The organism is Enterococcus sp. AZ167 (assembly GCF_051714025.1).
In the GTDB taxonomy this organism is placed as follows: domain Bacteria; phylum Bacillota; class Bacilli; order Lactobacillales; family Enterococcaceae; genus Enterococcus_D; species Enterococcus_D casseliflavus.
The window spans coordinates 2,135,189-2,147,389 of the sequence record NZ_JBIORB010000001.1; the positions used below are offsets into that span (position 1 = coordinate 2,135,189).

General features: G+C 36.4%; 11 protein-coding genes and 1 pseudogene. 1 reads left to right on the forward strand and 11 read right to left on the reverse strand.

All coding sequences use genetic code 11. The features are described from left to right. Positions 1-487: 487 nt before the first annotated feature. Both IGJ05_RS10040 and IGJ05_RS10045 read right to left on the reverse strand, forming a co-directional pair. Positions 488-718 (reverse strand): helix-turn-helix domain-containing protein, encoded by a 231-nt coding sequence (locus IGJ05_RS10040; protein ID WP_000845143.1) that lies wholly within the window; start codon positions 716-718, stop codon positions 488-490. Continuing rightward, complete coding sequence (locus IGJ05_RS10045) at positions 715-1,137, reverse strand: RNA polymerase sigma factor (protein ID WP_000804879.1); 423 nt, start codon at positions 1,135-1,137, stop codon at positions 715-717. The genes IGJ05_RS10040 and IGJ05_RS10045 overlap by 4 nt, the downstream gene beginning before the upstream one ends. Before the next feature lie 530 nt (positions 1,138-1,667). On the opposite strand from IGJ05_RS10045, the gene IGJ05_RS10050 reads away from it, so the two are divergent. Then, on the forward strand, positions 1,668-2,021 hold the full coding sequence (locus tag IGJ05_RS10050) for a helix-turn-helix domain-containing protein (RefSeq protein ID WP_001227350.1): 354 nt from the start codon (positions 1,668-1,670) through the stop codon (positions 2,019-2,021). A 57-nt stretch (positions 2,022-2,078) separates the two neighbouring features. On the opposite strand, the gene IGJ05_RS10055 is transcribed toward IGJ05_RS10050, so the two are convergent. From IGJ05_RS10055 to IGJ05_RS10095, 9 genes and pseudogenes are all read right to left on the reverse strand, one after another. After that, on the reverse strand, positions 2,079-2,264 hold the full coding sequence (locus tag IGJ05_RS10055) for a cysteine-rich KTR domain-containing protein (RefSeq protein ID WP_413926387.1): 186 nt from the start codon (positions 2,262-2,264) through the stop codon (positions 2,079-2,081). Between the two features lie 100 nt (positions 2,265-2,364). Then, positions 2,365-4,284, reverse strand: coding sequence for a tetracycline resistance ribosomal protection protein Tet(M) (gene tet(M) / locus IGJ05_RS10060; protein ID WP_000691737.1), 1,920 nt, complete (start codon positions 4,282-4,284; stop codon positions 2,365-2,367). Positions 4,285-4,299: 15 nt separating this feature from the next. Then, a pseudogene (locus IGJ05_RS10065) lies at positions 4,300-4,347 on the reverse strand (hypothetical protein); the annotation flags it as partial. A 313-nt stretch (positions 4,348-4,660) separates the two neighbouring features. Then, positions 4,661-5,590: a conjugal transfer protein gene (locus IGJ05_RS10070; RefSeq protein ID WP_000584387.1), complete on the reverse strand. Its 930-nt coding sequence runs from the start codon at positions 5,588-5,590 to the stop codon at positions 4,661-4,663. Between the two features lie 16 nt (positions 5,591-5,606). After that, positions 5,607-6,629: a bifunctional lytic transglycosylase/C40 family peptidase gene (locus IGJ05_RS10075; protein ID WP_000768373.1), complete on the reverse strand. Its 1,023-nt coding sequence runs from the start codon at positions 6,627-6,629 to the stop codon at positions 5,607-5,609. Then, the gene (locus IGJ05_RS10080; protein WP_000192393.1) at positions 6,626-8,653 is read right to left on the reverse strand and encodes a CD3337/EF1877 family mobilome membrane protein; all 2,028 of its coding nucleotides are present in this window, start codon (positions 8,651-8,653) and stop codon (positions 6,626-6,628) included. Before IGJ05_RS10080 ends, IGJ05_RS10075 begins: the two co-directional genes overlap by 4 nt. Further along, entirely contained in the window at positions 8,650-11,103 is a 2,454-nt protein-coding gene (locus tag IGJ05_RS10085; protein ID WP_000331165.1) for an ATP-binding protein, read from the reverse strand. The genes IGJ05_RS10080 and IGJ05_RS10085 overlap by 4 nt, the downstream gene beginning before the upstream one ends. Beyond that, on the reverse strand, positions 11,087-11,482 hold the full coding sequence (locus IGJ05_RS10090; RefSeq protein ID WP_000723887.1) for a conjugal transfer protein: 396 nt from the start codon (positions 11,480-11,482) through the stop codon (positions 11,087-11,089). The genes IGJ05_RS10085 and IGJ05_RS10090 overlap by 17 nt, the downstream gene beginning before the upstream one ends. 71 nt (positions 11,483-11,553) lie before the next feature. Further along, positions 11,554-12,192 (reverse strand): DUF6037 family protein, encoded by a 639-nt coding sequence (locus tag IGJ05_RS10095; RefSeq protein ID WP_438725177.1) that lies wholly within the window; start codon positions 12,190-12,192, stop codon positions 11,554-11,556. Positions 12,193-12,201 lie beyond the last annotated feature (9 nt).

Here is a 12,201-nt window from a genome sequence, read left to right on the forward strand (position 1 = left end):
TTCCCAATTATAGGCTAGGAAAACTCCAATATTCACCTATAATTATATCAAATAGTTTTATAATAATACACTGACAAGAGAAGAATATCTTAGCAATCGAACAGCTCTAGCAAAGCTCACAGGAATTTCACTTCTGCATGGTTCTCATGTAGCCGTACCCATTGCCTGTGACGCTTCTAACGCTCGGACTATGGCTATACGGGAGTATCATTATCACGATAAGAAAGTCATGGCAGCAATCCTGCTAAAGATTACTTTCGAATTACTAACATGAATCGCTCACTAATTTTGTAGGTCATGGCGTGTTAGTTCATCAGCTCTTTTCTTACCGAAACGTATTCGATTGCCTTTATTTGGTTGTCAAAGAACGTTTGGCTTGTTAGCCTATCAAAACCTACTGAACACACAATATGCTTTGATGGAATAACAAACCTCCCAAATCGGGAAGCGTGGATACGATTCGACACGCTTCCACGAAAAAATGGGACTATTTAATTTCGAACGATAAAATCTTAGAGATGAGTTTCGTTTCCATTCTGCCACGTAGGGTTTCATCAATAACCATATGAGAATTTCCATATTCGTCTGTCATGCGACGTAATGAACGTTTTGAGGTATACCCTCGATAATGTTTAACAATCTGATTAATTGCTTCCACGTCGCCATCTGTCGCCTTTACAATGAGGGGGAAGGGAACCCTTGGATAAGCTGTTTTCATTCTTTACACTCCTTCATGAATTCTTTAATCATGGCTAGTCCACTTATTCGATGACGATAAACAGTCGAACGATTCAAATTTAGTAACTCCGCAATCTCCACATCACTCATATCCATAAAGTAATGAAGTAAAATAATGTTCCGTTTTTTCTCTGAAAGATGACGCAGGGCTTCACTTAATAAATCACTTTCAACATTGATTCTTAATCCAAATAATTTAAATAGTTGGAAATCAGTGACGTACGTATCAACAGTAGAAAAAGAGTTGACAAGGTAGTTATCTATATCAGAAAACGAGACTTCTTTTGCTGATAGTCTGTCTAGATGTTTGAAGTAATCTTTTCGTTCATCTTCAATAACTTGTTTGCAGATATAGTCAAACTGATTTTCTATGGTTTCTTGAAAAGAAGATGGTTTCATGCTTTTCACCCCCTTTCTGTCGTGAAAGGGAGTGGCATGTGCTTCTTTATCTCCCTTCATACTAAACCCCGACACGAAAGGGGGATTTGTTGCATAAATGAAGAGAAATCCTAAAAGATATTTATTAAGTGACCAAAAAAGCACATAAACAGATTGTTTTCTCTGTTCATATGCTTTGATTTTTCTATCTATGTAATCTGCAAAACCACATTGATGGTCATATCTATCCAGTACAGGTGGATAAGTTTTTTTGATAAGAACTTAATTAAGAGAACTAGATGACAGATTATCTTTCTCATGGCGACTTTTCCCTCCATTAAGTCGCCAATTTTATCTACTTTCTAGGAGTATGACTAAATTTTATAAAGTTGTATAGGTAAATAAAATCAGCGACCTTTCTATTTGAAATTGGATTCATCGCATTAATAAATTCCACAGTGTTCTATAGGAACTCATAAACTATATAACATGTTTTTCTATACCTGTTTATGGTTATATAGGAACAGTAAAATGTATAGAGGTGATTTAGTATGCGTAAAAAAGAAGATAAATACGATTTTAGAGCCGTTGGTTTAGCGATTAAAGAGGCTCGAATGAAACGGGGTCTCACTCGTGAACAAGTGGGAACAATGATTGAAATTGACCCACGTTATTTAACAAATATAGAAAACAAAGGACAACACCCAAGTACACAAGTGCTGTATGATCTTGTATCATTACTCCATGTATCTATTGATGAATTTTTCTTACCTACAGATAATTTGATTAAAAGCACTCGAAGGTTACAGGTAGAAAAATACATGGATAGCTTTACAGACAAAGAACTATCCTTAATGGAAGCACTAGCAAAAGGTATCAATGAAGCAAGAAATATTGAAGGCTAGTCAGTAAAATTCAGATAAACAAAAAGAGCCGATAAGATGAGAGTTTCATTTCTCAAATTATCGGCTCTGCGTCTTGGCGTCTGGCTCTTTGATTGTTATTATATTCATTTTTTGAACATTAATTAAAGTTTCGTTCTTACATTTGGGGCAGTATAAAGGGAAATTTTTAAGTATAGTATCCACTCGTATTCGTAGTCTTGTTTTATTTCCACAAATAGGACACAATATCCACTTGTAGTTTATAATAACAATCTCCTCCTTTCCACTTTAATTCAAATCTATATTAAAGAATATTTCATCTTATTTAATAAGAAACCATATTTATATAACAACATAAAACGCACTAAGTTATTTTATTGAACATATATCTTACTTTATCTATCCGACTATTTAGACGACGGGTCTGGCAAACAGGTTCGCCAGTGGTAACCTGATATCCTTTTAGCTCTGCTAAACAAACACTAAGCCCATTTGTAAAAAAAGTTAAATCATTGCGATAATCTTGAATACATCGAGCAGGAATTTCTCCAATAATAATGACCTCATTATTTTTCAGTTGAGTATTTACGATATTTGCACAATATTTGGGAGCATCGTTATATGCCCGTGAAAGATATTCCTGTGGTGCATAAACTTTAAAACTAAGATATGGCTCTAACAATTCTGTTCCAGCTTTTCTAAAGGCTTGCTCCAGTACAATAGGAGTAAGCATCCGAAAATCTGCTGGAGTACTAACAGGGCTATAGTATAAACCGTACTTAAAACAGATTTTACAATCCGTCACATTCCAACCATATAATCCTTGTTCGCAACCATAGCGTATCCCTTCCATAACTGCATTTTGAAATGATTGATTTAAGTATCCAAGAGAAACCGAGCTCTCATACTGCATTCCACTTCCCAACGGAAGCGGTGATACAGATAAACCAATGGAAGCCCAGAAAGGATTTGGCGGCACTTCGATGTGAATGGTATATTCTGCATTTTTTAACGGTCTCTCCATATAAATGACTGTAGGCTCTTTTAGTTCTATCTCCACATGATACTTTTCTTGCAACAGTGCACTAATCACTTCCATTTGTACTTTCCCTAAGAAAGAAAGTATAATTTCATGTGTCGTAGAATCCACGTAATATCGTAGAAGCGGATCACTATCTGAGATTTCCAAAAGGGCATCAAGCAACATTTCTCTCTGTTCAGGTTTACTCGGTTCAACAGTTGTTTGTAGTAGAGGGTGCGGATTTTCAATCTTTTTTCTCTGTGGCAATAGTTTTGTATCTCCAAGAACACTATTTAACTTCAAAAACTCATTTTGCAAAATAACAATTTCTCCAGAATAAGCTCTATCAATCTTACATAATTCACCATTTATTGAAGTATACATTTCTGTAACTTTTATTTTTTCTTTTTCTGATACTCTAACCGAATCTCGTAAATGTAGTACTCCACTATAAAGGCGTATATATGCAAGACGTTGTCTTTTTTTTGTATATTCAATTTTGAAAACATTTCCGCAAAGTTCAGACGGACCTCGATGTGTTGATGAATAAAATTTATTAGTAATAACTTCTATAAGGTTATCAATCCCTATATTACTTTTTGCACTTCCATGATAAAGAGGGAACAGAGAACAATTCTGAAATCTTATGCTTTCCTCTTGTTCGAGTTCCAATGCTTCTAATGATTTACCGGACATATATTTCTCTAAAAGGTCATCGTTTCCCTCTATTACCGTATCCCATTGTTCAGATTCGGTAAAGTTCGTCACACACATATTAGGATACAGTTCTACCTTCTGTTTGATTACAATTTCGGCAGAAAGTTTCTCTTTAATATCCTGATAAACCGTTGATAAATCAATTCCATTTTGGTCAATCTTATTGATAAAAAAGATTGTGGGAATCCCCATTTTCCTAAGTGCATGAAATAATATACGAGTTTGTGCTTGTACGCCATCTTTTGCAGAAATCAGTAGAATTGCCCCATCTAAAACTGATAATGAACGATATACTTCTGCTAAGAAATCCATATGTCCTGGCGTGTCTATGATGTTCACCTTCGTATTTTCCCACTGAAAAGAGGTTATTCCTGTCTGAATTGTAATTCCTCTCTGACGTTCTAAAAGCGTATTATCCGTCCTCGTTGTACCTTTGTCCACGCTTCCTAATTCTGTAATCGCTCCACTGTTATATAATAAGCTTTCTGTTAAGGTAGTTTTTCCTGCATCAACATGAGCTAAAACTCCAATATTAATAATTTTCATGTGATTTTCCTCCATTCAAAAACCCAAAAGGGCATAAAAATCCCAGTGATAAATACTTTTATCACTGGGATTTTTATGCATAACCATAGGTATACAAAGCATACAGATATTCTCTGGATACTTTAGAATCACATGATAAAGGTATTCTTAAACTGGGTACAAAAAACTAAGCCCTCCTAAAAAAGGACATCTAATTATTTGTTCCCGCTATCAAATTGACAGTTTATTTAAGAATACCTTGCCGCATATTTATTAACTCCTTTTAAATAGTCACTTAAATAATAGCACGTAAGAGCATATTTGTAAAGGAATCTCCAATTTTTTATCAAAAAGAGTACATGATTACAAAGTATCTGTAATCATGTACCAATATTTGTTATTTTACAATCTTCCAATTATCTTGTTTTTCTAATATCAACTCAAATTGCGAGATTTGGGTTGCCTTTGTTTCTTGATCTAAATATTTCACAGCGACATTCACGATTACTTGGTTATCTTTTCTGGTAAAGATAGGATTCACCAATTCCTCGAAAACATATTCCTTGTTAATCATAGGTAACACATGATTACTTACATAGTAAGTCAATTCTTTTTCTGTGGCGGTAGGATAGAGCTGGAAGAACGTTTCTAAAAAGCTAGTGATTTCGTCCATCGTTTCTGTATCTACTGTATGGTCACTTTCTAGCTGTTTGGGTTGGTAGTCCGATTTTTGAGGTTTCTTACTCATTGTCGGATTTTTGATAATAACCATATTATCTGATTCATCTATATGGACAACCACATGAAAGCTAGACGATATAGTTTCCTTGTCTTTGTCTTCGGTAATAACTTGTTCAACAGAAAACAGTACCTCAAAGGTGTTCTCATTCACTTGAGAAACCTGCCACACCTGTATATCGTTCACACTAGAACTAGTAGGAATATCCTTACGAATCATTTCTTCATTTAATACCTGCAATTCTTCCGTCAAATAATGGGTCAATTTTTCATTTCGTTTATCAATGGCTTCTTGGGATTGTTGCCACGAAAAGTAGTCTTTCGCAAAGGATTTCACAAAACTTTCTACTTGGTTGGTATCGACAATCTGCTGTTTAATGATTTCTGTTTCACGGACAGTATGAGTGTCAATGGCAGTAAAATTTTTATAGATTCCAAATCCGACACTACCAATCAATAAAACCCATAAAACAAAGGTTAATTTCTTATGCGTGCCAACTTTAATCATCGGAACTTTTCTTTGCTTGCTCGGTTTTTTAGATTTCTTTGGTTTCTCCTTCTTTTCTTTTCGCTCGATTTTTATAATCATTTGATTCATTCCTTTCTTAGTTATGAATAACACGTCTAGCCCCAATCAGATGGTCTTGCCAATAACGACTGCTTAAGTCGCCATAACCGATTGGGTCGCCTGCATGATAAAAGCGATTTCCCTCTAAATATATCGCCACATGAGTCACATATGTGCCTGCATTATAGGTTGAATGAAAGAAGATAAGGTCGCCTGCTTGGGCTTCTTCCATAGAGATTTCTTGCGTAGCGTCATACTGATCTTGGGCGACACGAGGGAGAGAAATGCCAGCTTTGTCATACACCCATTGTATTAAGCCACTACAATCAAAAGAGGTGGTAGGCGACGCCCCTCCAAAGACATAGGGAAACCCTTCGTATTTCAAGGCTTCGTCCATAATGACTTGCACGGTTTCATCATCAAATTCTGTTGGGGAAGTGTCGGTTAGGTATTGTGAAACCAACTGAACATAAAACTGATTTCCATAGTTATATCGCCAACCACCATTCACAGGTATGGCTATAGGATTGGGATAGTCTGCTTTTTGACCACCCGACTTCTCTTTAGAAAACTGTTCGGCTAATTCATAGGTATATTTTTTCCCATGACTCCTCACATAATTTAAAAAGCCACCGCCATAATTATAAGATTGGATAACAGAATCTATATCCACTCCTTGTTGTTCTGCACTGGTTAATAATTCACTGAAATATTTAACCCCTTGTTTGATGGACTCTTCGGTACTCAAACTGTTGGGCGGTAAACCCAAAGATTCGGAACTTTGCATAACATCTTCTGCTGTACCGCCCGATTCCACTTGCATAATGGCTAAGATATAAGAAACATAGTCTTCAATCCCATATTCCTTACCATATTTTTCAATCAACGGACGGTGTGCCAACACTTCTGGTGAAACGGTCACACCGCCTTGTGGAATAGAAGAATCCTTGTTGTTTTCGCCACTGTCCGTATCATCTGCAAAGAAAATGACTAGGAATAATAAGAGAAAAAAGAAGAGAGAGAAGACCACACTACAAATCACTGTTATTTTTAGCTTCATGTTTGTTGTCCTCGCTTATCCGTTCTTTTATTTAGCTTCCTCTGATTGAATTGCTTCGGTGGTGTCTTTTGTTTTTGCTCTTTTTTCAATGGTCGCTGATGATTTTCACGTTTAGTGTTTTGTGACAAAACAGGCGTGACGGTTTGCTGACGCTTGCGAACATGCTGCTGGTTATTCTGAACAGGAGATGATGGGTTTTCTTTTCGTCTTTTTTCTTTTGCTTTATCCAGCTCCAAACGCTTTTGAGCAATGTTCTTTCGTTTTTGCTCCTGCTGGTTCATACGCTGTTGTTTGCGTTGAGCTTTGGTATCTGCCATAGATTGTTTAAAGTCTGTTACATTATGAGTGACATTCTCTTTTCCTTGATGAAGGGCATATTTGACATGGGTTGGTGTCGCCTGTATCTGTTGTTTTGCCTGCTTTCTTTTATTGACTAGACGATTTTTCGTGTCCAATACATGGGCTGTCTTTTCACCTAATCGTTGCCCGATACCGCCTTGTTGCTTTTTCACATTGGAAAGTGCTGTTTCTTTCTTTGGTGTAGTCCGTTCATTTTGACGAGTATGGTTAGCTTTATTGGTTTGATTCTGCTTTGTTGTCATTGTCTTTTGCTTCGTTGACCCTGCTTTTCCACGAAAAATCTTACTCATACTGCGTTGAAATCTTCTGGTTTGTCGATTCATCATTTGACGAGGTCTGCGAAACACTTGTCTGCCCATGTTTTGAGAGTCGTTGCTTTGTAAAGTGAATAGGCTCATTAAATCGCCCAGTTTAAAATAAATCCCTGCAAAGGTCACAATTTGTAAAAACATAATCATGAAAAAGGGAGAACTTGCTGACAGCGAATAAAGCATAGTGGAAATACTAAAGGCAACGGTAATAATCAAGGTAATACCAGCCCTTGTCATAATCACATTAAATAACTTGGTAATGGCATGCCTGCCCATGCCATCAAAACTCGGCAACATACTTAATAGGAAACTGATTGGCAAAAACATAGCGAAAATAATAAATAGCACTTGCGAAAAAATCATGATTCCTGTTAGAAGGAAAACAAAAATCGAGATACCAATATTGAATACAAACAAAAAGAAGACTGTTCCTAATCTGGAAATCGTCTTCGGTAGGGTTAAATAGGTATTGTCATGATCTTCAATTTCTTCAATCACTACATTTTCTCTATCTTCACCATTGTTTGTATCTGGACTGGTAGACAATAAACTTTCCACACGTTCTTCCCCTAACGCTTCTACATCAGTGGAGCCATATTGAAGCAATAGCCATGGTTGCTTTACTTGAACAGAGAATAAGCTGTCACGTATCATGTCCACACTGTCTTTCCCTTGACTATCCGTGTTAGGAAGAACAATTTTTGTCCCAATATTCAGACTGGCGGTACTGACATCTTTGGAAAAATCATTGATTTTCGCAATATAATCGGGTGCATACGCAATAAAGGAAGCCGATAGAATAAACACCACGACAAAGTTTAAAACAGCTCGTATCACTTTCGTCGTTTCTCGCTTAACCAATCCTGTATAGGCAACATAGATTCCAACAATGAGAATAAAAAGAAGGAGGAAACCGACATAAAACCCTGAACTGGAAAAGCCATTCGGTGTAATGCCTGCAATCGTCTGCATGTTTTCGCCAATTGCTTGGGATGTTTGACTAATGAAATCTAAGGCATAGGCTTCTTTCACCAAATAACCTGTGGCGTTCGATAGATAAAGAGAAATTGTCCAAATAAAATTAGTAATGGCATACAATCCATACATCACCGATTGTCCTATGCCATCACTCCAATTCCATGGAAGCCAGCCCCAGCTATTGTCCACATAATAATCAAGCTGATATTGATTCAAACCATACTTGGAGTATTCATTGCTTGTATCAATGGTTTCATCAACTAAGCCTGTCGCTTGTACTGCATTGCCCAGCGTGCCTAATAAAAGTAAAATAACGCCCACACAAAGGAGCGTTATCCAACTATAGTGAAGAAATTTCTTTTGTTTTTGTGTCATTCTTCCACCTCATTTCGCACAGGCGGTCTGGTATCAAAGGCATGAAGCAACTCTTCAAAAATCGGGTGAAACTGCATAACCCCTACACGACCATAGATGTCTGAAACTAAACATTGTCCATTTTCTAATTCACGTAAGCGTTTCTGATTGTTTTCATCTTCCTTGTCCACACCAAAAAATTCTAAGGTCTTTTTGATTTCCACTAGGTCAGTGGAACGAAAGGCAAATTTCAAGCCAATATTATTCTTCATCTTTTCATCTAGTAAATCGTCCGCGTTTTGAGTAACGAAATAGACCCCTGCATTCATGGCACGTCCTGCTCGAACCAATCGCATAGATAGAGCTTTTCCTTGTGCCACTTGTAAAAAACTCCAAGCCTCATCAAGGTCAACAATTTTAAAAATGGAACGGTCAGAGTGGATAAAGTCTAAAGCAAAGGTACTAATGACAATCAGCATTGCCACACTTAATAATTCCATGGTAGTGTATTCTTCAAAAGAGCTATTGGAATCGGGTAAGACCAAATCTGCCACTTGAATAATATTGAGTTGTTTTTCCAAGCTAATGGATTGGGTGACACTGCCATCACTGAATAACAGATGGGCAAAATCATAATCGACAAAGCTTTCGATATGGTCAGCAATACTATTGCTGATGGGCGTATCTTCTTTTCGCAATTCATCAATCACCAATAACAACCCTCGTTGTTTGCTTTGAGTTACACTCCGAATAGCTTTACGCAGGACAGGAAACTTCTCGCTATCTCGGCTGGAAATACCTGTTAAGAACGTGAGAATATCAATGGCAAGGCTTTCTGAATCTTTCGGGAGTTTTAAAATCACATAAGGGTCAAGTAACCCTTTATTGTCGTTCTCACTCGTGAGATTAACAATATTGATTTCATGGGCAATATCAGGTAAGGTTTCTTTCCATTCACCACGTTCAGCTTTTGGGTCAACAATGGTTGCCTGTCCGCCAAAGAGTACTGAATAATAGACCAGCATATTGTTAGAGAATGATTTTCCGCCACCTAATGAACCAATAAAAGCGGACGCTAATGCATTTGTTACAGAGCCTTTAATTCCTTGACTTGCAAGGCTAGGTTGGAGATAAATATTTCTGCCTGTATCGAGATTGTAACCGACGTAAATACCAGAATTTTCACCAATCATTTGTGTAGCACCGAAACCAAGACCAGCCAAAAAATCCGACGTGACATATTGAATATAGTCATTGATATATCGCTTGCTTGAGGGAATAAATTCATTATGCAAGCCTAGCATATCGCCAAAAGGTCGTACTAATTTGATAGACAGATCATCATAAAAATCTTTTACTTCATCACAACGTTGTTTCAGCTCGTCCAAATTCTTTGCTGATACCCGTACCACATAGCTTAGTTTGTACATAGATTCTTTGGTTTGGTCTAAATTACTTTCTAATTCATCGACAGATTCTAAAGCGTCCACCACATTAGTACTGGTTTCGTTGTCGCTTTCCCATGCGTGGCTATCTAAATCTTTCAGTTCTTTCTTTTTATTGCGAACGGTAGATAAGGCTTTTTTATTGGCGACAATTTCAACATTCATACTGGTATCAACGGGGAAAGTAAACTGCTGTTGCTGGTAATAAAAAATTTCACTATTAGGGAAATCCAATTCACCAACAATACTATTAATTGTAAAATACGCCACATAAGTAGTGGTATCTTCCTGTTCAATCCGTAAATAGCGTTGATTTTCTTCGATTAAACAGCGAGTGGGTTTGAGAATATCGTATTTCTTTACCAACACTTTTTTATCTTCGTATCGTTTCGGTAAATGGTAGTCGTAGTCATCAAAAGGGACACCTGTTTGCCCGTAAAGATGTTCAATAATATAACCAAAATCATCTTTCTCCAATTTACGAATCTGAAAGCGTCTGGATAATTTACTTTCTAACAACTGTTCCATCTTAGAAAAGCGTTCGATTTCCGCCATAGGCATAGAAACAAAATCGCCCATTAATTTGTGATTCACACCATGAAAGAATTCCGCAAATGCTTTTTGAATTTCTTTCCCAACATTTTTTACGGATACTTCCTGTTCATTGAGGTAGAGTTTAAAACCAATAAAAAAGCGATAGTCTACTTGATTGTCACCAATCATAGAAATTAACGCTTCGGTCTGTTCATCTATTTTTTCGTAAGCTATCTCTTTTAATCGTCCAGTGATTTCTTTTTTCGATTGTTCCTGTGTGGCTCGAATACTTGATTCGGTTGCTAGTTGCAGAGCATGAATCTTGCCATCACGATTTTGGGCAATCAATTGACAGAAATTATCATGAACTTGAATTTTTTCATCGGAACTTAAAAAACTGTAATTATAGGGAATTAATTCATAATAAGCGAATACTTCGCCATCATGATTAAATACGAGATTATCTTCCATATATTTAATCGGATATGCCATCTAGTTGTTCACTCCTTACAATCGTAATCGATTCATTCATTGTTTCTTTTTTTAATCGTATTTGTTTGCCAGCGTAGGTTACTTTAGGGCGTAGAGCATAGGTAATGATAGACTTTAGAAATCCATAGGGTTTCTTTCCGTCAAAGGTCTTTTGGCACATGAACCCAGTGAGAACAATGGGAATCCCTAAGTATTTGAGTAGTGCTCCGTCAATCAGAGAAAGTGGTGGTAAACTGCCAAAGAGTATGACGACAAACAAAGAAACGATAAACCATGTCATTTGCGTAAAGGTAATTGGGAAAGGGAGTTGTAAATCATTAATCGCATAAATCACTTTTTCTACTGACCAAATACTGGTGTAACTTCTTATTTTTTTCATGTCTTCACGTCCTTTCCGTAAAAATAGAAAAAGAACAATCAAAATAGGTGATTGCTCTTTCAATGCTTTAACTATTCAATTTTATTTTTTGTCCATTTTGCAATAATACCTTCATCAGTTTCTTCATCATCTGGATTCATTGAATATCTGAAACTTAAATTGGTATCTGACCCTAATCGTTCATATAAGCTGGGTCTATACAATCTCGTTTTATTGTCATTAAAAGGACTTCGTTTTCCCAGCTCACCATTTCCCTTTAAAGGATTTCTTCTAACTGAAAAACAATATTTTTTTCTGGGATCTTCTGAATCACTTTGACTTAATGAGAAACACATGGCTTCTTTTTGGTCTTCATTTTTCTTCTCACTAACTTCTGTCGGAATAAATCGAGCAAGAGTTTGGCTAAATTGAAATAAAACATCTCCCAAGTTACTACTGTATTCGATACCAAAATATTCTCTTATTGTTTTCGTGTCTGTATATAATTTTACCGAATTAGCATAGACAGCTAGCATATCTGAAAAATCGTTTTCCTTTAAAAATTCTAGTTTTAACAGAGCATATTCTGGAACTTTTTCCTCTTTTTCAAATAGCTTAACAAGTACAATATAATTTTGCTGTTTGTAACGAAAGTAAAAGGAATCTATCACCCAGCCTTTATCTTTCATTTCTAGTTTTAATAGTTTAAGATTTTCAAATACATTTACCATAATTTATAC